This is a genomic window from Bacillus sp. FSL M7-1020 (genome assembly GCF_038050415.1).
Lineage (GTDB): Bacteria > Bacillota > Bacilli > Bacillales > Bacillaceae_G > Bacillus_A > Bacillus_A toyonensis.
The window spans coordinates 84,632-111,115 of the sequence record NZ_JBBOTW010000003.1 but is presented as its reverse complement, the minus strand read 5'-3'; the positions used below and the strand labels follow the sequence as shown (position 1 = coordinate 111,115).

General features: G+C 33.2%; 21 protein-coding genes. 1 reads left to right on the top strand and 20 read right to left on the bottom strand.

Features of this window, described 5'->3' with window-relative positions; genetic code table 11:
• Positions 1 to 139: 139 nt before the first annotated feature.
• From MHB70_RS29210 to MHB70_RS29180, 7 genes are all read right to left on the bottom strand, one after another.
• The gene (locus MHB70_RS29210) at positions 140 to 1,219 is read right to left on the bottom strand and encodes a Ger(x)C family spore germination protein (RefSeq protein ID WP_341343710.1); all 1,080 of its coding nucleotides are present in this window, start codon (positions 1,217 to 1,219) and stop codon (positions 140 to 142) included.
• A gap of 2 nt (positions 1,220 to 1,221) precedes the next feature.
• Positions 1,222 to 2,304 (bottom strand): GerAB/ArcD/ProY family transporter, encoded by a 1,083-nt coding sequence (locus MHB70_RS29205; protein ID WP_061529824.1) that lies wholly within the window; start codon positions 2,302 to 2,304, stop codon positions 1,222 to 1,224.
• Between the two features lie 20 nt (positions 2,305 to 2,324).
• Entirely contained in the window at positions 2,325 to 3,824 is a 1,500-nt protein-coding gene (locus MHB70_RS29200) for a spore germination protein (RefSeq protein WP_341343709.1), read from the bottom strand.
• A 386-nt stretch (positions 3,825 to 4,210) separates the two neighbouring features.
• A complete protein-coding gene (locus MHB70_RS29195) occupies positions 4,211 to 4,399 on the bottom strand; it encodes a DUF2164 family protein (RefSeq protein WP_268258753.1) in 189 nt (62 codons plus the stop codon).
• 137 nt (positions 4,400 to 4,536) lie between these two features.
• Positions 4,537 to 6,771, bottom strand: coding sequence for an N-acetylmuramoyl-L-alanine amidase family protein (locus MHB70_RS29190; protein ID WP_341343708.1), 2,235 nt, complete (start codon positions 6,769 to 6,771; stop codon positions 4,537 to 4,539).
• A gap of 742 nt (positions 6,772 to 7,513) precedes the next feature.
• On the bottom strand, positions 7,514 to 8,944 hold the full coding sequence (locus MHB70_RS29185) for an IS4 family transposase (protein WP_000072035.1): 1,431 nt from the start codon (positions 8,942 to 8,944) through the stop codon (positions 7,514 to 7,516).
• 128 nt (positions 8,945 to 9,072) lie between these two features.
• The gene (locus MHB70_RS29180; protein ID WP_000384374.1) at positions 9,073 to 10,245 is read right to left on the bottom strand and encodes an MDR family MFS transporter; all 1,173 of its coding nucleotides are present in this window, start codon (positions 10,243 to 10,245) and stop codon (positions 9,073 to 9,075) included.
• An 84-nt stretch (positions 10,246 to 10,329) separates the two neighbouring features.
• Between MHB70_RS29180 and MHB70_RS29175 the strand changes: the two genes are divergently transcribed.
• Positions 10,330 to 11,142, top strand: a complete 813-nt coding sequence (locus MHB70_RS29175) for a MerR family transcriptional regulator (RefSeq protein WP_000440177.1) — start codon at positions 10,330 to 10,332, stop codon at positions 11,140 to 11,142.
• A 1,037-nt stretch (positions 11,143 to 12,179) separates the two neighbouring features.
• Here MHB70_RS29175 and rfbD read toward each other — a convergent pair.
• From rfbD to MHB70_RS29110, 13 genes are all read right to left on the bottom strand, one after another.
• On the bottom strand, positions 12,180 to 13,028 hold the full coding sequence (gene rfbD, locus MHB70_RS29170; protein WP_061530034.1) for a dTDP-4-dehydrorhamnose reductase: 849 nt from the start codon (positions 13,026 to 13,028) through the stop codon (positions 12,180 to 12,182).
• 45 nt (positions 13,029 to 13,073) lie between these two features.
• Positions 13,074 to 14,030: a dTDP-glucose 4,6-dehydratase gene (gene rfbB, locus MHB70_RS29165; protein WP_061530035.1), complete on the bottom strand. Its 957-nt coding sequence runs from the start codon at positions 14,028 to 14,030 to the stop codon at positions 13,074 to 13,076.
• Positions 14,027 to 14,593: a dTDP-4-dehydrorhamnose 3,5-epimerase gene (gene rfbC, locus MHB70_RS29160; protein WP_061530036.1), complete on the bottom strand. Its 567-nt coding sequence runs from the start codon at positions 14,591 to 14,593 to the stop codon at positions 14,027 to 14,029. Before rfbC ends, rfbB begins: the two co-directional genes overlap by 4 nt.
• A 25-nt stretch (positions 14,594 to 14,618) precedes the next feature.
• Positions 14,619 to 15,485 (bottom strand): glucose-1-phosphate thymidylyltransferase RfbA, encoded by an 867-nt coding sequence (rfbA, locus tag MHB70_RS29155; RefSeq protein WP_061530037.1) that lies wholly within the window; start codon positions 15,483 to 15,485, stop codon positions 14,619 to 14,621.
• A gap of 132 nt (positions 15,486 to 15,617) precedes the next feature.
• Positions 15,618 to 18,074: a beta-ketoacyl-[acyl-carrier-protein] synthase family protein gene (locus MHB70_RS29150; RefSeq protein WP_061530038.1), complete on the bottom strand. Its 2,457-nt coding sequence runs from the start codon at positions 18,072 to 18,074 to the stop codon at positions 15,618 to 15,620.
• Between the two features lie 12 nt (positions 18,075 to 18,086).
• Complete coding sequence (locus MHB70_RS29145; protein WP_061530039.1) at positions 18,087 to 19,130, bottom strand: aminomethyltransferase family protein; 1,044 nt, start codon at positions 19,128 to 19,130, stop codon at positions 18,087 to 18,089.
• Entirely contained in the window at positions 19,123 to 20,427 is a 1,305-nt protein-coding gene (locus tag MHB70_RS29140) for a DUF6365 family protein (protein ID WP_061530040.1), read from the bottom strand. Before MHB70_RS29140 ends, MHB70_RS29145 begins: the two co-directional genes overlap by 8 nt.
• The gene (locus tag MHB70_RS29135; protein ID WP_061530041.1) at positions 20,424 to 23,540 is read right to left on the bottom strand and encodes a GNAT family N-acetyltransferase; all 3,117 of its coding nucleotides are present in this window, start codon (positions 23,538 to 23,540) and stop codon (positions 20,424 to 20,426) included. Before MHB70_RS29135 ends, MHB70_RS29140 begins: the two co-directional genes overlap by 4 nt.
• Complete coding sequence (fabZ, locus tag MHB70_RS29130; protein ID WP_061530042.1) at positions 23,537 to 24,022, bottom strand: 3-hydroxyacyl-ACP dehydratase FabZ; 486 nt, start codon at positions 24,020 to 24,022, stop codon at positions 23,537 to 23,539. The genes MHB70_RS29135 and fabZ overlap by 4 nt, the downstream gene beginning before the upstream one ends.
• Entirely contained in the window at positions 24,019 to 24,315 is a 297-nt protein-coding gene (locus tag MHB70_RS29125) for an acyl carrier protein (protein WP_061530043.1), read from the bottom strand. The genes fabZ and MHB70_RS29125 overlap by 4 nt, the downstream gene beginning before the upstream one ends.
• Before the next feature lie 55 nt (positions 24,316 to 24,370).
• Entirely contained in the window at positions 24,371 to 25,117 is a 747-nt protein-coding gene (gene fabG, locus MHB70_RS29120; RefSeq protein ID WP_061530044.1) for a 3-oxoacyl-ACP reductase FabG, read from the bottom strand.
• Positions 25,110 to 26,060 (bottom strand): ACP S-malonyltransferase, encoded by a 951-nt coding sequence (locus tag MHB70_RS29115; RefSeq protein ID WP_061530045.1) that lies wholly within the window; start codon positions 26,058 to 26,060, stop codon positions 25,110 to 25,112. The genes fabG and MHB70_RS29115 overlap by 8 nt, the downstream gene beginning before the upstream one ends.
• Positions 26,057 to 26,476 (bottom strand): acyl-CoA thioesterase, encoded by a 420-nt coding sequence (locus MHB70_RS29110; RefSeq protein ID WP_061530046.1) that lies wholly within the window; start codon positions 26,474 to 26,476, stop codon positions 26,057 to 26,059. The genes MHB70_RS29115 and MHB70_RS29110 overlap by 4 nt, the downstream gene beginning before the upstream one ends.
• Positions 26,477 to 26,484 lie beyond the last annotated feature (8 nt).

The following is a 26,484-nucleotide window of genomic DNA, read 5'->3' as shown; positions in this document are numbered from 1 at the left end:
TTATCATACAAAAATTCGTACTTATATTAAAAAATACCATGTAAAAATTCATAATAAAAACTATTAACAAAGCATCTAAATTTTCACGAGATGCTTTGTTAATAGTTTCTCTTCTCCCTAGTCTCTTATGAGGACGTATTTATTCTGTAATACCGGATTGGGTAATATTTACATCTGCTGTTACACGAAAAAGTAAATGTTTATAGGATTCTTCCCATTCTTGGCTATTCCATTTTCTTACGCGAGTTCTACCAAGCTTTCTAAGTCCTATAGGATCTGTGTCTTTTTTTATAAATTTATTTATCAATGTAGTTGCCTTTTTTTCTATTTCTGTTTCCATGATTTTTTCTAATTTTTTTATTTCTCTAGGATTATCTAGATTTTTTGTTTTTGTGAATTCTTGAATTTCCCCTTTAACTTGAATATGAGCATTTACGAATGGGTGTGCACTATTCCCCTCCATCTTATATTTTGTTCCTGCCTTTATATTCTCTATCGTAGCGTAAGTATTTGAATAACCAGGTAGTTTGAATTGGTATGTGCCTTGTTTAAAATTATCTGTCAACAATTTAAATACAAATAAATCTTTAGGTTTCACTTTATCAACCATTTTACATCTTTTAAAAAGGGCTATTCCATTTAACTCCAACACGTTCCCTTTTTTAGATATCATCGGCAAATATGAATCTCTCGCATCATCATCAAGTTGATTTAAAAACATAAAAAAGTTTGTTTTTGGTTGCGTCCCATTGTTCATATTTTGCTCCAGTAAAGAGGATAGATAGGAAGCAATTTCTTTTTCTTTAGAATAGTTCCCCTTTAATAGTGATTCCCCTTTTACATTTGTAATTGCTAAATAAATTGCATTTCCTACACTAGGATTTCGGTTCAAAGTCTCTAAAATTTCTTGCATTCCCTTTTCAATTATTTTTTCATTAAATATAATAACACGCAATTGACCCAACTCTAGAGGGCCAGAAGATTTTTCGGATGCTCTTGCAAGAACTTCTCTACCAGTCTTGCCTGATGCTGAATAGATTTTTGTTTCACCTTCCCCGCCTCCTTTATAAGCTGAAATCGCAAAGGTTCCTTTTAGCTTACCTTCTGCTTGAGTATCATATGCCGCAACTTGAACTAAATCAATGTCATCCACAATTTTTGTTTTAGCACAACCTATTAAGAAGACACTTAATATAAGAAAAAGTATCCATCGCTTCATGTTTATCTCCTTAACTTTATTTTGGCGGTTTGAATTAGCCATAGTACAGGTAGGTATACATATATATATACAAAGCCAATTTGACCTGTCCAAGTATTTAATAAGTTAATTTTATTACGGTTATTCAAGAAAAATGATAAAACAAAAATGAATACGATGATAACTGGCAAAACATATTTTTGCTTTATTCCCAGTGCCTCTTTTATACCACGACTTACTCCCCATAATGTAAAGGAAACATTAGGTAATATAAAAAAAGCCCAAACAGAAACAATAATGTATTCAAACCGCTCTATAAAGGGAAATTGTATAATTTTAATCATGCTTAAATATGCCCATATCGCGTTCGCGAGTTGTTTTTCACTAAAAAACGCAAGAGTTAAAATCATAAGGTATGTGTAGACAATAGTCGTTACTAAATTTGCATAGTGTGCATATTTTTGAGACGTTTTTGCCTTTCTAATAAATGGGTAGTACAACAATAACATTTCAAATCCAAAAAAACTAAACATATTTCCATTCATTCCTTTCATAATTTCTAGGAATGAATGCTGTGCAATTGGAAATAAATTTCGAAAATCTGCATACTGCAAAGGATAAAAAAATGTGAAGATTAGAATGCTTGGGATAACGATTCCAAAGAAGCCAATTCCGACAACTACACGAAATCCTCCAGTCACAATGTAATAACATAATCCTAAAAAAGCCCCAGCTATAACCCAAGATGAAATGGAAGGAAACATCCAAACATGTACTACTTCGATATAAGTATGTAGTGTTGTTGCACCTAACAATACAATATAGGATAAAAAAATGAAGTTGAAAAATCCACCAACCCATTTTCCAAGTACGTTTTGATTGATTGCAATGATGTCTCCATTACCCTGATTTAAAATCTGATATATAATCCAAATCATAAGATTAACAGATATTCCAAAAAGTAGCGTGCTAATCCACGCATCATTTCCAACTAACTTTGCACCAATCCTTTCAAAACCAAGCATACCAACCCCCATCTGTATAGTAATAATCGAAAAAAACACCATAAACGGAGATACTTGATACTCAATTGGGATTTGTTTCATAATGCTCCTCCCTGTTAAATTCAATCATCAAAATCATTTCGTGATACGATTTTATTTTTCCCTACCTCTTCTGGATTAAAACGAAAACGCTGTTTAGATCTGGAAAAAATTGGGCGTCGGAACATCGCTGAGATTGGCATACGTATAATGCTGTCTTTCCAATCTGTAGGGCGTGTAGGATAAAAAGGGAATAAATAAGGACGACTTAATGATTCTGTACGTAATAAGCGTGCTAAAAGGAAAGAACTTGTTAAAACAATTCCTAATAAGCCCAACAGGTGTGCAGCCATTATAAAAGGAAAACGAATTACTCGAATTGTATTACCAATTCGATATATTGGTGCTGTAAATGAACTAAGAGCTGAAAGTGCAACAATGATAATTAGTACATTACTTGTAAGACTTGCCTCTACCGATGCTTGTCCAATTACAATACCACCTACTATACCGACAGTTAAACCCACTTTAGTTGGTAAACGTGCCCCCGCTTCTCTCAGTAATTCAATCGTTATTTCTAAAAAAAGTGCTTCAATTAATGGAGGAAAAGGTACTTTACTTCTCGATATGATTAACGTTTCAAGAAGCTCTTTTGGAATAAGCTCGTAATGATATGTTAATATCGAAACATATAATGGAGTCGTTAAAACAGAAAACATAAAAGCAAAAAGCCTTAGCAGTCGAAAAAAGGAGGCAATAATCCAAGGCATGGTGTAATCTTCTGTCGTAGAAAAAAAGTCAATTAATGTTGTTGGAAGGGTGATAGCGTAAGGTGAGCCATCTACAAAAAGTGCAATTTTCCCTTCTGCCAATACAGCTGCTACACGGTCTGGACGTTCTGTATTCAAAAATTGAGGAAATATAGAATTAGGATTGTCAGCAATTAATTGAATCAAATACGTGCTATCTAAAACATGGTCTGTTTTTATTTGACTCACCCGTTTTATAATTTCTTGTAGATTTTGATCGTTTACAATTCCCTCAATATATACAATTGCAACGGTTGTGTTAGAGAGAGAGCCTACTTTCAATTCCTTCATTTGCAAATAAGGTGTTGGAAGTTTTCTACGTACTAAATTTAAGTTTACATCTAAATCTTCAACAAACGCGATTTGTGGACCCACGATATTGTATTCAATTTCAGCTTTTGTAATATCTCTTTTTTCTTTCTTTGACACATTTATTAACAAGCCATTTAATTTATCTGTATCGAACTGAATAAGTATATAACCGCTTAAAATACTATCCTGAATATCTTCCATTTGATTTGTTACTTTCGAATTTTCAAAGGGTAAGACAGACTGCATATCTTGTAATGAATCGAAGCTCTTCTCCTTTATATAAGTTAAAATCTCTTCATGGAATATATTCACATCGATTAATGTTCTAAAATATGAAATGACTATAGAGGAATTGTTTGAATTGATTTCCAATGTTATAAAATCTTTAGATTTTTTTAGTAATTGCATTAAATCCTGTAAAGATTTTATAGATTCATCAGGTACTTTTTCATACGGTTTCAATTGATAATACCCTTCCTTTCAGAAAGAAGTTACATAAAGTTTTTAAGAAATTTATATTTTTAAAATCAGGCATACTGATATATAAATATGTCCATTGAATTAGCAATAACCTCTATGAAAATAACTTAACCAAAATTGGTTAAAAAATGCATTTAAAGTAAAAGTAAGAAATAGTTGTAAGCGAAAATATGATATAGATTAAATGAAATCTCCACGCTGTACTTTTACCAACTTCTCTTCGAGATACCCGCCAACTAAATGATATAAAACCTAAGCTAAGACATTTTTTTAAAGTTGAATAACTGATTTTCCTATGTTAAGGATTTATGAGAGGACAAAAGCCACCTTTTTTGTTCTACAAAAAAGGTGGCTCGGGTGTATCATTTCTATTTTATTGGAACTTGTAGCACGTAAATTTCTTCTTCAATAACATCCATCTGAAGACGTAATGTTTTACATGCATCTTCTACAGCTTGATTATATACAAGTGGGCCAATTTCTTTCATCATAAATTCCAATATATATTCAGTTTCAAGTGAACTTAAGTCTAGTTCGAATTTTTTATTTAGTCTCAAAGAATAGAATCGAGAACTAATAAGAGGGAGTATACCTAAAAAGATTAAAACGGATCATAACATGGAAAATATAATCAGTCCATGTCATGATCCATTTTTATACGTATAGGCTAAATTTTCAAACTATCATTATGTTATTACATTTTATGTCCCCATTGGTCAAAGTGATAATCTTTACCGTCAATTTTAAACCAACCGTCTGCATAAAGGGAACCATCTTCTCTAGCACAATACCAAAGGTATCCATATGCAAGAGGCCAAGGTCTATATCCACCACCAACTTGGAACCATCCGGTTTTAGCTGCCCCATTCTCATCGAAATAATAATATTTATTATCGATAGTTTGCCAGCCCGTTTGTGCTACGCCGTTATTGTCAAAGTGATATAGTTTACCGTCGATTTTTTCAAACCCTGCTCGGTTAACTGATCCATCTTCATGGAAATAAAATCTTTTTCCGTCAATGTTTTCATAATTATTGAAAATAGTATTGTGGCCATTTGTGAAATAGTATCTTTTACCGTCTATCATTTTCCATCCGGTATAGAAAGCGCCATCTTCTAAACTATAATATGCTATTGTGTTCGCATTTTTATTGATTCCTGTTTTCAAAATTGAACCGTCGTTATTAAATGCTAATATTTTGTTGTCAAGCTTAACATTAACAGCGTTGTTTATAGCTTCCCCATTTAGATTAGAAACTCTCTCCAGCACACCTTTTTCGGAAAAGTGAAGGATGACATCTTGATCTTCTAAACGTAGTTCTTTTTTATTTGGCACGAAGTTTTGGAAATAATAAATTTTCCCATCTATATCTTTCAAGCCTTCTTTAACAAACGCTCCAGAAGCATCAGAATAGTATAGGTCTCTCCATGCTGATCGTTGCAGAACACCGGAGTCATTGAAGTTATAGTACTTCCCATCAATTAGTGAATCACTTCCTCCTCCAGTAACCATGTAGCCATAAGGGGATGAGAAATAATAAGTCTTCTCCTTAATTTCTTGCCAGCCTGTCAAAATGACTCCTTCAGCATCTGCAAAGGAATAACCAGTACCTCGATTTATCCAACTGTTCTTTATCACGTTTCCAGAGGAATCTTTTGCACTATATTTAGTAGGGTCCTTTTCATTAGATATAATCTCTATTTTGTCATAATTTTGTTTCTCATTTTCTTTACCCGGATACCACTCTATTAACCAATTCTTAATTTCATTGTTGCTTTTATCAGAGAAACGAATTTCAGATTTGAAACTCCAATCAGTACCAAATTGAGAAGTATATTGATTACCAGCCAGACTTACCCCATTTTTGTTATTCAAACGGAATTGAAATTTACCATCGTTAGAATTTCCTATCTGAACAAGTTCAAACACTTCATCATCGCCAAGCGAATCAGAATATTGAAGTCCGTTTCCTTCTTTTCCTGAAAGATATCTTGAACCTGTCTTTACGATTACTTTATTCGTTCCTTTTTTATAAGGGATAATTTGATAACCTTTACCGTCATTTAGTGTAATGAATGGCAGTGCCATAGATGTCTCTAGGACGTTAGTACGCTCCGCCAATACATCAGATAATCGATCATAAAAATCTGCACGAGCTTTAGGATCATTATTAACATAGTTGTCAAGGACATCTTTAGATACTGGCTTTGAAGTTAATGTTATCAATCGTTTTTGTTCATCCGATAATTTATTTGCTATCTGATCAAATAGGTAATCTGAATTTCTAGCAATCACCGTCCAATCGCCAAAGGAGTCACCGGAATATTTTTTGTAAAGTGGACCAAGAAATCTTGGGTTTTTACCAGATGCTTTTTCTACAAATGCATGTTGGCCTTGATTTATCACAACTCCGGTCTTTCCTTCGTCTAATTGTGCTTGTGTAATGTAAAGAAGATCGTGTTCTGAAACATTTGCTGCATTAGGGTTTAAATCTATAATTGCACCTGCTTCAGTAATTTTAAGCTGCTGTCCAGATTTTAGTTGATGAATTTCAATTTTTCCATTTGGATAGCGTACTTTAACTTGTTTAAGAAAATTCAAATCACCTTGTGTATGATACATAGAAATATTAAATTCGCCAGATTTAAAACTAGGAGCTTGGTAAGTTTCGTTTTCTGCATATACATCAATGTGAGTACCTGGGTCTCGATCCCCTGGGCTTATTCCAAGTGCTTCATAAGTGTTTGCTACAGCACCTAATACAGTAATAGTTATATCTACTACCGCACCTATCCCTGCACTAGCCTTATTTTCTCCAACAGGAGCCATAGAAAAAAGAATACCTAATGCCGCTGTTGCAGGGATTACCTTTTTTCCAATTCCTACAGAGAGGATTTTTTTTACCCTTTTTGTTTCTTTTCCATTCATAACGTCATTCCTCACTTTTTATTTTTCTATTTATTAATCCGAATCTTATGTTCCGAAGGTTATCTTAATTTAAAAATCTTTCAAATCTCTTACGGAAATATTACAAAAGTCTTTCATAAGATGATTTTATTGTTTATTTTCACTAATTCTCCATAATTGACTCTTAACCAAAGTAATATTCCTATAACATATCCCTTGAAACCTGTATAAAATTAAATGGATTAAGTACAGAAGAAATAGGCACATTAGTTCTAATATGAATTAGAAACTGAAATCTGTTTTTTTTATTATTGATATGTGCGAATTCCATTGCTATCAAAAAAATACAACTACCCCTACAATGAGATTTTGTCTTAAATTGTAATAAAAAAGCTTATTTTTTATTTTCGAGATACTATAAAATTTTAGCTTGCTGGCAATGGGGATTCGCCAGCATTTCGGAAAAAAACCACGCTAAGCACGCCACGATAAAAAGAGCCAATTTCACCCTATTAAGAGTAAAATGAGCTCTTTTATTAATGCACGTATTTTACCTAGAAATTTTATCTGGAGATTTAACTTTTCTCGTTTTGGGGTATTTACTTTCTTAAGTTGATGGGTATGTGGCTGTACCCCATCGCTATCAAGCTAAGCTTATGCAAAGTCAATTTTAGGCGAGATTGTTTCTTTTTCTAAAGGGCAAGTGTAGGTGATTGAAAGATTTGCATACGAAATAAACCCTAACGGGTTTCACTTTTTTGAATTAAGCGGCTTGATTATCAGACATGGTACAATTGTAAACGACACCTAATATATCAAAGACCGTTTTTTTCTCATATCGATGAGATTTCCGCCCGTTTTGCTGTAGGAGATTGAACAGGCGGAGTAACACCTTTGATAGCTCTTGGGTGTTTTTTTGTATAGTTTGGAATAGAAGAAGAAAATAGTCTTTAATCATATATATGGCTTTATACTCACTAAGCTCTCGTTTTTTCTTCATGAGGAGCAATTGGCGCATTTGAAACATGATAGAAGAACAGAGTAGAATGGCAATCAATTGGCCATATAAATGGCACTCCAATCGTTCTGATTTTATCTTTTTACAATGATGGATTTGAAAGAATGACTTCCACGTTTTAAATAAAATTTCGATTTGCCAACGCAAAGAATACCAGTCATGTACCTGTCCCATCGGGACAATATCTGTAGAAGTGTTTGTCATATATACATTGATACCACTGAGTCGTTTACTACGAGGAGAATACTTCATTCCTTTCTTTTTTTCTCTTACAGCTTGATCTTGTAATCGTTTTTGTTGCTGTTGTTTTGTTAATCGATGGACAATTACACGAGCTGACACTTTATCAATCATTCCTACATAAGCATTAGCTATTTCCCATGTTTGTCCTGGCTGAAGGGAGTTCATTACCGTCTCCATATCTAACTGTATATACTCTGTACCTTTCTTAATTCTTCCATCTTGAAAATAATCAGGGTTAGGATTTTTTTGATAAATACGTGTATTCGACTTGATACGAGAAATATAGTAGGCCTCTTGATCTTGTATATATTGAAGGTCTTTTAAATGAAAATAACCTAAATCTCGGATACATAAATCATTCGCTGCCACAGTTGGGGCACACAGAGAGCCGTAAGTGCGATCATGTTGTTTACCTGGACCTGTATGAATATGTAGGAACTGTCCGCTTAACAAATCATACTCAAGCTGAATTTTTATCCCAGCTGTATGGCTGCATCCTCCTGCACCTGGATAAACCGATGAAAATACATCCGGGAGTTGAAATGCAGTTGAATCTAAGATACGAATACGCTTGAAAATAGAAGTATATGGAGAAGAAATTAGCTTAGCTGAAGATAACTTTTGGTTTAGAAGTTTGGCTAAAACTTGTTGTAGAAACTGGACGGCTGCGGCGTTAAATCTTTGATTTAGTCCTTCAGGACTGATGAGTACTTCTGTTGATACTTCTAAACAACTACATAACTGGGTTAAGGAAGTTTTTGCTACACTTTGGCTTAGCCATACGCATAAAGCTACTAACTCTTGTGCTTGATACTTACTTGTTCGCTGTACAAATCCAACATCTCTAGCTAGATTCTGTAAGGTATTTGGGGATAAAAGACTCTTTATCTCCTGTGCAAATAATTGTAAGTCGTCAGATACAGAATTAGACATACAAAAAACGCCATCCTTTCCTATAATTCTACAGTAAGAATAACGTCTTTTTTGCTTAATGAATAGTGTGAAACCTTAGCTTTATGGTAATGTGACCGTACCTCATGTAGTCACAGTTTTTATTTGTATTAAGACATTCGAAATGATTTGCCACGTAAAGCTGCTATGTAGCAAATAATAACTACTAAGCATAGGCTAACCATCACCAAATACAATTGTGGTGCAAAATGGATAATCAACCAGCCACCAAGCACTGGGCCTAAGAAGCCACCTAAGTTTTGAAATTGCATAAAACCAAGATATGTTGCTTTTTGATGCGCGGGTGCAATCATTTCGACTATAGCACTCGTCATTGGGAAAACAAAAATTTCACCAAGTGAGAACACAACCATACCGACAATAAAAAGTGTCCAATTATCAGCGAAGTGGAAGATTAACATACCAAGTGCTAATAGTCCGCCCCCGAAAATAAGACTTGTTTTGATTGCTACTTTTTCGCTTAAAATGCCGAGTGGCAATTGAAGAATTACGATTGTTGCAGCATTAATCACAATTAGAACTGAATATAATGCTACTCCGTCTGCCATAGTTAAATTAAGCAATTGTGGCATTGTTGCCTCTGTTTGCATATATACGAAATTGCAAATAACACTCGCAATAATGAGCAACATAAGTGTGCTATCTTGTAAAAGAACACGCATCAAGTCGCCAATATCTTGCGTAACATTGACCGTATTCTGCTCCTCTATACGTCGTAAAGTGATGACTAAGAAAATCGCATACAATAAGTACATCGTTGCAGTAATAAGGAATGGAAAACTTATTGATGATGCTTTTGAAATGACAATACCGAGCAAAAGGCCGATCACAGCTGATAAATTGATGGCAGTATATCGAATTGAAAATAGGCGACGACGCCTATCTTCGTCAGTATAGTCAATCATCAAAGCTTGTGAAGCTGGTTCAAAAAATGCACGACAGATACCGTTGAGAGCATTGCATAGAACGAATATCCAAACAGAGTTTGCGAATGCAAAGCCATAAAAGACTATACTCCAACAGAACATCGATATGATGATAATTTTTTTTCGGCCAAACCGGTCAGTAAAGAAACCACCGAAGAAGCCACCAAATGTCGCAGTCAATTGTGAAATACCGACTGCTAAACCAATCATAATTGGTGAGGCATGTAAATCATTTTGTAAATAAAGTGCTAAAAATGGTATCGTCATAAAGCTAGCTGTGCGGGCGAAGGTCGTACCACCGAGCAGCTGCCAGACGAGGGGGTGAAAATAATCCATAATAAAAACCTCCTGTATTAACATGCGTTTGCTTATGCTAGTATGAAGTGTGGAGTTAGTCTATAGTCAAGAGGAGTTTTTAACTTGGAGAGAAAAAACCTTAAAACCTTAAGTACAGGAGAATTTGCTAGTTATTTTGGGGTGAAAAAAGACACCTTGTTTTATTATGATAGAATCAATCTTTTTAAACCTGCCGGTAAACTTCCCAATGGTTATCGATATTATACCTACGATCAAATTAATACATTCTCAACACTCCAATCTCTTCGGAAAGTGGGAGTTTCGATTGAGGAACTAAAAGAATATCTTAATTCTCCCAACACTTACAAACTTGTTGAAATGGCAAAACAGCAGACAGTTCTGGTGGAAGAAGAAATTGAGAAATTAATTCAAATTCGTCGTTTCTTTAAGGGTATTATTTCAATGGAAGAAGAAAGAAAAAACGTTGAAGTTGGGAAGGTTTATATCCAAAAGACACAGAAAAAATCTATTTTCTTAAGCGATGTAAATTCGAAAAATAGCATGACCGATTTCGATTGGGTAAAACATTTTAGCAAGCAAATAGGCTTGTTTGTTCCTGCTCCTATTGGATCTGTGATAACAAGAGAGAGCCTGATTCAAGAAAGATATGAGGAGGTAGATCACTTATTTTGTTATAGTGATTTAGAAACAGGTCAATCAAAACCAGGAGGAATTTATGTCATATATTATCACCAAGGATCTTATAAAGATATTGAATCCGCATACCACAATATCACGGAATTTATCAAATCAGAGGGCTATGTTATTGAAGGAAATGCCTATGAAGACTACTTCTACAATCCATTAAGAACTAATAATAAGGAGGAATATCTTACTAAAATTAGTATACAGGTAACAAAGTGTTTAAAGAGTTAAAGCTATAATGTTATCTTTGTTTAGTAAAAATTAAAAATAGGAAAAACAATTGCAGCGAGTACTTTTAAAAAAAGTGATAAAAAGAGAATCGAACTTTATGTTTAGTAGGGCATACCCCATCATCAAGTTGAAATTTTAAAATACCCCCAAAACGAGAAAATTGTACGTTTTAATCTTGAGACGTCAATTTTCTCATTTTCGGGTATTTGCTTTTCTTAGCTTGATGGTGATGTGGCGGTACCCCGAATAGAGTAAACATCAAGTAACTCTAAAATATACAATAAAAATAGTAGGTGGGGAATATTTGATGCTTACACGAAAAGCATTTTCCCTATCGCCATCAAGTTAAAAAACTAATTATCCCACAAAACAAAAAATCGAGTTGAATTCACATAAATAACTGTAGAGAGATAAAAATTTGGTTCTGGGGGTACTATAAAATATTAGCTTGATGGGCATGTGGCTGTACCCCAACTACAAATATAAAAAGAATAAAGGCATTAAATTAATTTAAATCGATCTAGACAAAAATTTAAATGCGTATATTCGTTATTTGTAATATCACTTATTAAAAGACTAACTTTATAATCAGGTTGTATGCCCTCTTTAATTTCATTCCCCTGTATATTCACAAATTTCTTCGTTGTTACCTGGAGGGTATTTTTTCATCCATAGTAAATATTTGATCTTGTCCTGATAAGCCAGCAGTTTGTTCGCCTATAATTTTCAAATAATGAACTAATTACATAATAGGTCTTATCTAAATCTATTCAAACTTGAAAGTTCACTAGATTGGAACAATTATTTGAATTCAACCATGCTAAAATAGTAAATGTACTGTTAATCTTTTAGCGAATGTATAATGGCCTTTGTTACGATTTAATGTATAGTTGTAAAATAAAAAACCACTACTTAAAGTAGTGGTTTTTTATTTTACAGTTAATACTTTAAACGGCAAAGTTCTACATAATTAAAATGCAACTTACTAAAATAAACAAAGCCATATTTATTGGCTAATTTTATATAAATTAAAACGATTATCTCCTATTTAATTGTTCATTATACTCTTTTAATGCTTCTTTCCAATGTCTTAACGGTTTTAATCCATTCAGCATAATGCAATCTTTGCTTAACACTGAATATTTAGGTCTATTGGCTGTTTGTGGGAATTCTTCTGTCGTTAAAGGAATGATATTGATGTTTCTATTGAAGTCTTTAAAAAATTCAACTGCAAACTCATACCATGAACAAATTCCTTCGTTTGTTACATGATATAATCCGTATTGATCCGTCTCTATTAACTCTTCAATAAAATATGCTAAATCTAGTGCATAGGTAGGTGAACCAAATTGGTCTGATACTACACGTACTTCACCATATACACTTGCTATTTTTTCTATCTTAGCGATAAAGTGATTATCGCCTTTTCCAAATATCCACGACGTTCTAATAATAAAATGATTCTTCGTGTATTTTGTTACTAAATGTTCCCCAGCCAATTTCGTTTCCCCATATATATTTAATGGATTAGGTCGATCCTCAATATTGTATGGTGTATGCTTTTCGCCATTAAACACATAATCCGTACTAATATATACAAATTTACATTTTATTCTTCCTGCAACTTGAGCGATATATTTGGTACCTAATACATTTACTTCATATGCCAAACCTTTGTCTTTTTCTGCCCCATCTACATTTGTAAATGCTGCACAGTGTACAATTACATCTGGCTTTACTCTATCAATGTAAGAGCAAACCCTTATTTTATTTGTAATATCTAACTTGGTTCGATTCACACCATATAGTTCGTGATGTGTTCTGCTGAGTACTTGCATTAAAGTTTGTCCTAGTTGTCCATCTACTCCCGTTATCAGTATCTTCATTTTAAAATACCTCATTTTATTTATGTGATTTTTAGCTAATAAAGTTCACTCCCACCACGTACGGTTATCTATATACCATTTAATTGTTTGGGTGAGCCCATCGTTAAATAAATATTGTGGTTTCCAACCTAACTCTTTTTTTAGTTTAGTAGAATCCATGGCGTAACGTCGATCATGTCCTAAGCGATCTGAGATAAATGTAATTTGCGATTGATCTTTATTGAGGAATTTAAGTATTTTTTGTACAATAGCTAGATTTGTGTATTCATTATCTCCTCCGATATTATATATGTGCCCGTCTCTTCCACCATGAAGAACTAAATCAATAGCTACACAGTGATCCTCTACATGAAGCCAATCTCTTACATGTAATCCATCACCGTAAAGAGGGATATCTTTATTATTTAACGCAAGAGTAATTGTTAATGGTATTAATTTTTCCGTGAACTGATAGGGACCATAATTATTGGAACAACGAGTTATATTCATAGGTAAACCGTATGTCTCATGATACGCTCGTACCATTAAATCTGCACTAGCTTTACTTGCACTATAAGGACTATTAGGAGCTATTATTGAATGCTCAGTAAATGCACCTGTTTGAGATAATGTCCCATATACTTCATCTGTAGAGATTTGCACAAATTTCTTCACTTTTGCTTTATATGCTGAGTGTAATAATGCTTGTGTACCTAATATGTTAGTTTGGACAAAGATATGAGGATTTTTAATACTTCTATCAACGTGAGATTCTGCTGCAAAATTTAATACATAATCAAATTTCTCTTTTTTAAATAATTTATCTATGAATATTTCATTTGAAATATCCCCTTTGATGAATTTATAATTCTGAATTGATGATATTTCCTTTAGATTTGATAAATTTCCTGCATATGTTAATAAATCTACGTTTACAATTTGGTATTGAGGATATTTCTTCAACATGTACTGAATAAAATTACTACCAATAAATCCTGCCCCACCCGTTATTAATAATTTCAATTAAAATCATCTCCATAAACAAAGTTGACATTAGTATCTTTTAATCTAGGTAGTTTTCTATCTTTCTCTGATAAAATTGGTTGATTAGTTGGCCAAAAAATCCCTATCGTTTCATCATTCCATAGAATTCCCCCTTCATGTTTAGGTGAATAATACTCATCTACTTTATACTGGACAATAGTATTAGGTTCTGTAGTACAAAAACCATGTGCAAACCCTTTAGGAACTGTAAGTAGACGGTTATTATACTCACTTAAAATTGTTCCGAACCATTGCCCATACGTTGGGGAGCCCTTTCGGATATCTACAACTACATCGTAAATAGAACCAGAAATGCAGCTTACTATCTTCATTTGGGCTTTAGGATTCAACTGATAATGCAGCCCTCGTATCGTGCCTGTGTGAACAGATAATGATTGATTATCTTGTACAAAGTCTCCCTGTAAATCTAAGAGTTCAAATTTTTTCTTATTACATGTTTCAATGAAGTAACCACGTTTGTCACTGCATTTATCAAGCTCTATAATAAAAACACCATCTAATGCTGTATGAATTTTACGCATTCTTCTCTCTCCATTCATTTAAATGCTATTGATGGGCAACCTTTAATAAATATCGGCTGTATTGATTTTCCTTTACCGAATTAGCCATTTTTAATAGTTGTTGCTTTGTTATATATTTCTTTTTAAATGCAATTTCTTCTAAACAAGCTACTTTTAAACTCTGTCTTTTCTCAATTGTTTCTATAAATTGTGCTGCTTCTAATAATGATTCGTGTGTCCCTGTATCCAGCCATGCATAGCCTCTTCCTAATAATTCAACTTCTAATTCTCCCATTTCAAGATATTCTTTGTTTATATCTGTTATCTCTAATTCCCCACGATTAGATGGTTTAATGTTTTTGGCTATTTCTATCACACGTTTATCATAAAAATACAGGCCAGTTACTGCATAGTTTGATTTTGGTTCCTTTGGCTTTTCCATGATATTAATCACATGCTTTTTAGAATCAAACTCTACTACTCCAAAGCGCTCTGGATCATTGACATAATAACCAAAAACTGTAGCCCCCCTTGTCTTCTTAACAGCCTTTTCTAGTAATTCTGTTAGTCCATGACCATAAAAGATATTATCGCCAAGAATTAAAGCTACATTATCATTTCCAATAAATTCTTCTGCGATAATAAATGCTTGTGCTATACCTTCTGGATAAGGCTGAACAGTATATGAAAGAGTAATTCCATATTTTGAACCATCACCTAACATTTGCTCAAATTTATTAATATCTTGTGGCGTTGAAATAATTAGTATCTCTCTTATACCTGCCAACATTAGTACTGATAAAGGATAATAAATCATGGGTTTATCATAGATAGGTAATAATTGCTTTGATACAATTTGGGTAAGGGGGTACAATCTAGTACCGCTCCCACCTGCAAGAATGATACCTTTCATGGCATTGCGCTCCTTCATAGTATTTCTGATATGCTCAATTAAGAGCTTAAGCTTTAAAAACCATATAGCTTATTATGCAGAAGACCACTACTTACTTAATAAAATTGGCCTTCTACATAAATAATTAATTAATTAATTAAAATATTTTCCTATTACAACAGAATTATAATTACCACCGTAAGAATATGTACTAATTAAGGCATTGCTAACCGGAGTCTTACGAGCGTTTTCTGTGACAAGATCAATTCTTCCTCTATGACTATTTACATTTTGCGTAGCTGGAATTTCACCATCAAATGCACATAGTACACTAATGAGAGAAAGAAGACCCGCAGTTGCATGGGTTTCCCCAAAGATAGATTTTGTAGCACTAACAGGAACACTATTCCCAAATGTCCGTTCTATAACCCTCTCTTCAATACGGTCAAAATATGTATGACCATTGGCGGCTGCACAAATATATTCTATCTCTTCTGGAGAAATCATCGCCTCTTGCATTGCTAAACGCATAGATTCCTCCCATGCCTTTCCTAGATGGCTTAAGTCCCCTATTTTACTATCATCAGATGTTAACCCAAATCCCTTGATTTCAGCTAAAATATTACCACTTCTGTTTAACGCCGCTTCCTCACTTTCTACAATAAAGGCAACGGTCCCTTCACCAAGTATGGTACCGCTACTATTACAATCAAAAGGTCTTATATTCTCAGTTGTTAAATACCTTTTTATTTTTGAGTGTCCCTCTATTATTGGATCATTTACTTCATCCGCTGTTACCACAATGAAAGTGTCATAATCACTGGATTGAATCATGGCGTAAGCATAATATAGTGCACTAATACCAGAAACCCCTCCACATGAAATAGTTGAAGTAGGACCTTTTATTTTAAAGTTTAATGAAATATGTCCAGCTGCTGCGTTCATAACTGTGTTTGGAAATAATTTAGCATTGGCAGCCTTTACACCCTCTTGAATAACAATCCGGTTAAATGATTCTACCGTTCCAACCGGTCCTGTACCTGTAGCAAAAATAATTCCAATCTTGTCCCTATTATTTTTATCTATCTTTAAGTTCCCGTTTTCTATCGCCATTTTCACTGACAATACTGCATGTTTGCTAATTGAATCCATCTTCCTTAATAAATTAGGATGTATTAGCTTTCGATAGTTTTGCACTGGTATTTTCCCAGCTTGTATGCACTTAGGATTGTCATTCCACTGTTTAATATTTGAGGTACCACTTTTCCCTTTGAACATACAATCTTTAATTTCTTTAAGATTTGAAGAATTTCCAGCAAGTCCCCCTACACCAGTAATTACGACTTTTTTTTCTTTAATTAGCGTTTTCTTTTCCGCTGATAACTCGTGGTTCTCATTGTACTTACAGAATAAAATACTTGCATTGTTCCCACCGAAAGCAAATGAATTTGATAGTACATAACTCAAATCACTTACTCTACCTACGTTAGGTACGAAATCTAGATTAAACTTTTGACTTTCAACTTCAAAGTTTATAGTTGGGGGTAAGTATCCATGTTGAATAGCAAGAATACTTGTTACTGCTTCCGCCGCCCCTGCGGCTCCTAACATATGTCCTATCATTGATTTAGTTGAAGAAACTGGTGTCTTATTTTCAGTAATTAATGTGCGAATTGCTTTTGGCTCTGATACATCATTTGCTGGTGTACCTGTACCATGTCCATTAATATAGCTTACTTCCTTAGCATCTATGTTGGCTTTTTTTAAAGCACCTCGCATGGATCTCAAAGCACCTTCTCCACCTGGATCTGGGGCCGTCTGATGATATGCATCTGAAGATAAATCGTAATCCATTACTTCAGCAAGGATATTTGCACCCCTTTTAACCGCATGATCTAATGATTCCAAAACAAGAATGGCTGCACCTTCTCCGATTACCACGCCATTACTCTTGCTATAGGGCGATGGTGGCGTTGGTGCTAGTGCTTGTAAACTATTAAAACCACTCATTGACAATTTAGATAAGGGATCTACACCACCGGTTATCATGATATCTGCTTTGTTATTTCGAATTGTATCCAGCGCAAAACCAATTGAATTTGTACCCGCGGCACATGCATTGGAAATAATCATTTTTGGCCCTTTTATTTTTAAGTCTCGAGTAATATTGTCACAGGGAGTATGGATTGGATACTTAAAGAGTAACGTTTCATCTGCTTTTTCGATTCCATCTTTGATCCACTGTTCATGAAATGCTTCTCCGCTCAACATGCCGCCTAAAGATGTGCCTAATGATATTCCAATTCGGTATGGATTAAAGTTTTCTATTTTTAATTCAGCGTTTTCTACCGCTTCCCTTGCCGCCATAACACCTAATTTTCCACATCGATCCATATGCTTTATTTCATCCTTAAAGAAGTAATCATCTACCTCAAGGTTTTCAATCTCTCCGCCATAATCGGTTACCATTTCAGACATATCGATATTTTGGATTACTTTAATACCAGATTTCCCTAATCTAATATTATCCCAAAATTCCTTTACACTATTTCCGTTTGAACAAATAATTCCCATTCCAGTCACGACGATTCGTTGATTATTCATGTTCATATGCCATCACCTTTACAGTATTTTGATTGACCATGATTTAGGTAGAATATATGGGGAAGACTGAGTACGCGCCTCATACAAAGCATTTTCTTTGTTTTTTATATAAAATTCAATCCCTGAAACAGCAAATGGTTCTTCTAATAAAGCAACCCCGAGCCTCATGTTTAATACAGGACTTTCTTTAAGTTCAATAACTTTACCAATTAATTGTTCTTCTATAAAAATTTTATCATTAACTGTAATTTGACTCTCTATTCCTGTCGTGAATCCCACTATTCTTTTATTTACTCCAGCTTCCGATTGCTGTTCTAAGGATTCTCTTCCATAAAATTCATCTTTATAAAAATCAATAAACCATTCTAAACTAGCTTCGAAAATATTTAGTTCTTCTAAATGTTTAAATTCAAAATATGGATGTCGAATTTCTAACATTAACGTCTCTAATGTTTCCCAATCCACTCTTTTTAGGCTAATATCGTCATCTTTAAAAGAATTTATGGTTTCAACTACTATTGGTTCCAAGTGTTTTTCAAACAATAATTGATAACCATACTCTGCTGTTACACCTGTTCTTGCCAATAGAATTTCCTTTCCAAATAATTGATTTAACACAAATGATTGAAATGGTAGTGATGATATTTCGAAATCTAAAAATTGTTGAGCTAATCTCCATGCATAAGGGCCTTCAAATCCAAGGAGAGAATGTGTTTGACTTATATCTATAACCTCAATGCCAGTGGTCTTTTGATTTTCTAACCAAGCTAGTACAGTGTCCTTTTTATGCGGTGTAGTAATAACTGTAATAGAATCCTCATTTTTAAATAGATTAATTATATCGATTACAGTCCCATCTTCTTGTAACAATAAGGTAAAGAGTGTAGTTTCTTCTTCCATAAACATAATATCTTTCGTAACTAAACGATCTAGGAACTCTACATGGTCCTCCCCTTTTACAACAATTCTTCCTGTTTCTGATAAATCTATTAGACCTATTCCGCTACGTACTGCATCATATGCTTCATTTTTTTCTTTTTGTATATTAATTTGATTACTCATGATTAAGTGCCCCCAATTCTCTCTTTATCACATCATTTATTGTCGGTAAATTACAGACATTATCTATATATAGTTGTTGCATTTTCTTTAATTTCTCAATCTCAGTTTTGCTATATAACATATTGAATATTGTTTTACTGGTTTTCCTTAAATCAAATATTTCACAAGTATGCACACAATTAAAATAATCATTGTTCTCCATCAATGGAGCTAGTTCTTTATGCCAACCGTTTGGGAATACAAGAAATGGATATAGTCCATTAGGTATTATATAATTCCATTTTTCTATAATGCTTTTTAATGTAGGATTAAGGCTGTATCCTTGAGCTTTTAATTCTTCATATCCCATATGATTTACAAGGCTAATCACAGGTATTTTTCCAAATACTGCTTTTCCCATTGAACAAGATGTAATATTATCAGTGATAAATAAATCACACGATAATAATAGTTGTTCGTATTCTTCCAAATGAAGAAATGGTAGCGAAATAAATTCTATTTTCCCTCCATTTTTCATAGAAACAAATTTTGTCTCATCTGAAACCCCAATTAATTTAATATTTGTTTGGTTTGGAAGGTCCTGTAGATATAGACTTAATAATTCTTGTAATATATATTCATAACTAAACTTTGCATCATTGTACTGTTTCTTCTCCATGAGCCTCATTTTTACTAATAAGTTGGCCCATGATGATTTTGCAATCATAATCAATTTATCTTGTTCTCTACAACCAAGTTGTGCTCGTATTTTCATTTTTCTTTCTTCATCTACTTGTAAAGCCTCTTTATACAACTTGACTGAAATAATCTTCTCATTATCTTCTTTATAACTATTTACTGGACACGTTCTGATTAACTTAAATTGAGACGGAATTTTAGGTAGTTTTATCAATGACCTTTTCTTTAAGCTATTGTAGTTTGCATTTTTAAAAAGTTTATTTTCTAATAATCTATCCTCACTACCCCAAGCCAAAGAATCAATAGAGAAACAAGGTATGTGTAGGTTTAATAGATAATCAAGATCAATAATTGGAGACTCTAAAAATAAATTATGGTAATCAGCTAAAACAATAGCATCAGGTTGAAATGAATTAGTGATTTGTTTTATAACCTCTTTTTGTCTTAGCCCCTTTGTTAGTGATGTAACATTGGCTACAGATCTACTGGCATACCATGAGAATTTTTCGCTTGTTAAAAAATAAACTTCCCCATCTTTTTGAATTTGTTTAGCTAGACATAAGGCATTATGCAACTCACCAATGCTAAAATGACTAGGTGCAATAAACAATACTTTCATGTCTTATTCCCCTCTACTAAAATTTGCGAAAAGTATTCACTATCAAGTAAAGTTTCTCCAACTGCAATATTAAAGCGAATATCTCCATCATTAAATTCATTCTGATTACCATATATTCCGATTTGTATCCCTTTTTTGGGCCATTCGTATATAAAACATTTTGTACTATGTGATAATGCTAAAATAGATACAAATAACCCATTAGATAATTCGAGAATTACCTTATTATCTAAATAAATCTTTCTTTGTTTGCCATTTGGTATTAACGTGTTTTGCTCTCCATTCTGCCAATAATACATCTTTTTAATTTTTGTTTTTCCTTTTTTCTCCCAGAATAAGTGAAAGACACTAGTTTTTATTTTATCTTTCTGTAGACTTTTCAATTGTATTTGTAAAACAGGTAGATCATATACAGTTGTATATTTAACTTTCCACTCATCAGATTGACAGGAAATCTGATTAATAAATTCCTTATATGTATTTTCCGTTGCAACTACTGAATGATTACTTTTATTGAGATATATTGAATTAATGCTTAAATCTTTCCTACAATCTGGAGTATAAGAGTTAGCTGTTGGTATCATTACACCGGGTAAAAAATTATAAGAACTTAATACTGAGTTTTCTTTTAAAATCTCTTTATCTTTATACATAAATCTTGTTATTTTACTAATTTGGTTTACTTTAATCTTTAAATTTAGTACATTATTTTGAACTAGATATTCTTGTTTTTTTTCGCTATATGTTAATTTATTTCTTCCTTTAAGGAAAAGATATATTTTTTTCGTTATCGCATTTCTATTTAATTCATCTTGATACGTAAGTACGGCATAATGTGCTTTTGACCAATTAACCTTTCCACTAAATTCAAAATTAAAATTGCTTATAGATTCTATGTCTTGTATAAACAATTGTTGTTCGTAAGATGTCTGAGGGAAAAACAATGTTAATTTCCCCTTTAATATGGAAGAAAATAAGTTTTTTAGACTTCCGTGAATATGAAATTCCCCGTTTTCATTTATAATATGAAATTGGTCAGTCTCAATTGAGTACGGAATCTTATTAGATATGAATTTGGATGTATGACTAGTAATTTCGTTATAGATTTCTTCCACTTCATCTTTGCTATCGTGGGAACATAAAGTATAATAGTGCGTTTTTGTTATACATTTTTCTTTATCATTCCGTTTAAATATTACCGCTGGCATCCATCTTAATCCATATAGGATACGCTCTATATTTCCTTTCCATATGAATCCAATATTAATATTTTGCGATTCAAACAATGTATAATGTCGCTCATACATGTTTGGATGACTAGGTAGATCGAATTGATTTACAAATTCATAGTCATGTAGTGCATATGGATACTCACCATATATTATAGGTTTAGAAACTAACCCACTCTTTAGTGGTACCGTCATTTTCGCATCATATAACATGCACCAAGGATATATCTTTATATATTTTCCTTCCTGTGCGAAATCATTTATTTGAACTATCTTATCTGACAAAAAACAAATGCTTCTCTTTAATTTTGTGGACTCATGAATAATTTCAAAACATGAATCAGATGTTATTTCCCATGACAGCTCATTTACTTTCGGTTCTTTTACTGCATTTAAAAATGGATAATCTAGATCTGGCCATGCTTCTTTTGCCAATAATTGTTGCTTTCTAAGGTCATATATATATAAACAACCAGTACTTTTCCTTATTTGTACAGTTATATACATATTTTCTAGAACTAAGTATTCTTTTGTTTCATAAACATGAGTTTTCCCATGCGCATGAATCGGAATTATTGCCTTTAATTCCCCAATATTTTTATTTTGATGACTAAAAGCCGAAAGTGTCATATTAGTGATACCAATTTTTTTAGGATTCAATACAATAGGATGATCCTTTGTTTCACCCGGCTCTATGATACAGATTTGGTGTTTTTCTAGCGGTTTGAAATCTAGTATTTTCGAGTTTTCTTGTTGAATAAGTAGTTTGTAAATTAATCTATCTAAAGAATTATTTTTTACATTAACGATACATGCAGATTCTTTTCCATTAATTAACTTAGGATAATTAGCAACATTTATTTCTAACGGTTTTGCTATGGTTACTCCAAAATGAACAGATAATTCTAGTTCTTTTGCTTTTAACTTAGTAACAAGCTCTCCCTCTATTTCCTTATTTACTGTTATAACTTCTTCCCACTCGTACTTTTTATTTGGATAAAAAGTTTTCTTTAAATCAATTAAATAATCTTTCCCTATCTTCGATGTAATACTGGCTTCAAGAGGATTCGGAAAATGGTGTTCATATACATAACAGATGTGAATCTTCTCTCCAACGATTAAATTGTTTCCTTCTAAAATATAACTAGTGAATCGTACTTGTTCTGTTTCTACCTCAGTAACCTTTTCACTTTTTAAATCGACCCAACAATTCACATCTTTTGCTCCGAGATTAATAGCATACTTTACAACTTCAATTCCATTTCTTGTTATGGCGTTACTCTGAATAGAACGTAGGGATTTCAATCCCCTAACTGTTTTCCAACCTCTAGATAGCCATATATCTTGGTCACTTTTTGAAATAATTGGTTTAAATGCATTTAATAGATAAGTAATAACATAAGGTAAATAGCTTCTTAAATTTAAGTAGCCATCATAGTCTATATATGACCTACTTGTTTGATATAACCCCACTCTTTTATAGAGAGCCATGGCTACTTTATCTTCCGGATTCACTTCTGTATCAATATACTTAATATCTTGTTGGATAAGATTTTTAATCGCATAAGCAAATAATTTATCTGGTATATTTCCCGAACGAAATTCTGGGTGAATTAAAAAGAATCCTGCCCAGGTACCATCTGGAGTTGCTGCTCTTTGACCTGATAAACTAGAAAATAATAAGCTGGCTATAATTTCATTTTCATATTCAGCAATTAAATATAACTGTATCTTCCGCTCTCGAAATAGTTGCTTGATATCTTGCTTATTTAAGGGATACCCATATTTAATGGGCCCATATTGATATTTGTTATAAAAGTGGGCTAACTTCTCACTATCTGCCTCTGTACACTCACGAACTTGAACATCCATACCATGAATCATATTTCCTCAACTCTTTTAGAAACTTGAATACTACCAGTAGCAACTTTCTTTTTATCTACATAAGCCGTAATTTCCACTTGTGAGATTAATCCAAGAGACCTTCCAATTTGGACATGTAATTCTAGCTGGTCTCCTGGTACTACGGGTTTTAGAAATTTCATATTACGTACAGAAACTAAATAACCCACATATGAACTCGGATCTATTTTAGGTGAACATGCACCATGCGCATCTATTTTTGCTAGTTCCCCTGTAACATAAACAACAGCTGTCATTTGTGCCAAAGCTTCAATGATTAGCACCCCAGGCATAATTGATTCATTTGGAAAATGCCCTTCAAAAAAAGGTTCACTTACAGTTACATTTTTAATACCAATTCCACTCTTTCCTGGCTCAAGTTGAATCACTTTGTCTAAGAAAAGAAATGGCCATTTATGCGGTAAGATATTTCGGATTTGATCTGCATTTAATACCGGTCTCACTGCACATCATCCTCCCTATTTTCTTCAATAAAATCAGCAATTTTATTAATGGAACCCAATACTGCCATATTCTCGTCATACACTGCTACTCCAAATTCCTCTTCAATTGCCAGAAATAGCTCTAATGCATCCAAGGAGTCCACTCCTAAGCCTCTTCCGAATAATGGCTGATCATCAGTAATGAACTGCGGTTCGATTTCTAAATCTAATCTCTCCGTAATAATTTCTTTAATTCTAGTAGTTAATTGTTTTCTTTTTTCAGCAATAATTTTTGTTTCTACATACGTAAACATCTGTTTTCCCCATTTCCTTGTTTAACTCAAAATTCATCATTTAACCATCTATTGTTTAGCCATTAACTAATCCACCATCCACTGTAAAAACTTTCCCAGTGATATAACTTGCATAATTAGAGGATAAAAATGTTGTTAGATGTGCTACCTCTTTAGGATCTCCAATTCTGCCAAGCGGCACTAGTTCTAACATCCTTTTTAAGGTTTGTTGATCCATTCCTTTTGTCATATCTGTTTGTATAAAACCAGGTGCCACCGCATTAACCCTAATGCCGAATTCCCCACCTTCTAATGCTAAGGTCTTGGTTAAAGAAATAACCCCACCTTTTGAAGCAGAGTAATTACATTGCCCTCTTGCACCCGTTATTCCACTTGTCGACGTGATATTTACAATAGAACCTCTTTTCTGTCTCATCATGATTCTTAATGCTTGTCGACAACAAAGAAATGTTCCTTTTAAATTTAAATCAACCACATGATCCCACTTTTCCACGCTCATCATTGCAGCAAACCCATCATTTACTACTCCTGCATTATTTACTAAAATATCTATTCTTTTTTCTTTAGAACGTATGTGTTGAAACAATTTATGAATAGAATCTTCATTTGTGACATCCGCATGAATAGGAAATGCTTTTCCACCATTTTCTTCTATGGTATCGGCAATTTCATTTGCAGATTTTTGATTACTCTGAAACGTAAAGTAAACAATTATGCCCTGTTTGGCTAGGTCTATTGTTATCGCTTTACCAATTCCTCTTGATCCTCCGATAACTAATGCTACTTCATTTCCATTAAACATATACCCGTTCCTCCTTAAATCCTTTTTCCATCATAGTAAGACTTCTTTTTAAATACATCGGTGTTTCTGTAGAGGATACAGATATGTTCTGTTTAAAAGAGCGACATAACTTGGTTAAAGTATTTCCGGGACCTACTTCTATAAAGTGTTTTGTACCATTATTCAATAAAGTGTAGATAGTGTCTTGCCACAAAACTGGGTCTACGCATTGTCTTTCTATATCTTGTAAAATATTGATTTTATCTGTAGTTGATTTTCCTGAACAGTTTAAAACAATTGGTATTTCAGTACTTTTTAACGAAAATAAATTTAAATACTCTTTAAACTCTAGAACCATTTCTTCCATTAAACGCGAGTGAAATGCATGACTAGTTAAGAGTATTTTAGTTTTTATACCGTTTTTTTGATCTAATACCTTTTGAAACTTAAGAACGCCCTTACTCTCACCAGAAAAAATAACCTGTGTAGGGGAATTATATGCAGCAATATCAATTTCATATTGTTTAGATTTCTCTATAACTTCAAATAATGTTTGATATGTATTCGATACAACCCCTAACATACATCCCTCTTTCTTTACATTACTCATCAGTTGACCACGCTTTCGAACAATGGATAGTGCATCCGAAAATTGTAAAGAACCGACTTCTACTAGAGCAGAGAATTGTCCTAAGCTATGACCGGCCACTTTAGATGGCCTTATACCGTTCAAATGTAAAAGTCTTGATATCCCTGTGCTTACCGTGAGAATAGCTGGTTGTGTAACACTTGTTTCTATTAATTTTTCACTTGGCCCATATAAACATAGTTGCTTTAAATCAAATCCAAGCGTATCATTTGCTTCCTCAAATAATGGGACAAATATATCTGGGTATTTATCTAAATATCCTTTACACATCCCTACTGATTGAGACCCTTGTCCTGGAAAAATAAATGTAATCATATGACACCCCCGCTATTTTCAAATTGAATCTTTTTTAAAATTTCTTCTGGTAATCTAATAATCAATTGATTATTAGACCGTGTTAAAACATGTTTTGAGAATCCTTCCGCTAACAAAACTCGGCATCTCTTGCGGAATAATTTATAAACAAATTCTATATAAACTTTACTTTCATTCTTAAGATAGGTTTCTACAATTAAGTCATCTTGAAATCGAGCTGATTTTTTATAGGTACATCCTATATCGATTATTGGAAAATATAATTTTTCCTGTTTTAAATATCGGTTTATTCCAGTCATATCCAGTATTTTAAACCTACCCAGCTCAAACCAATGAAAATAATGAGAGTGGTGAGCAATTCCCATGGGATCGCATTCCCCAAAACGAACATTCACCTCATTTTTTACTATGTACACTTATTTCA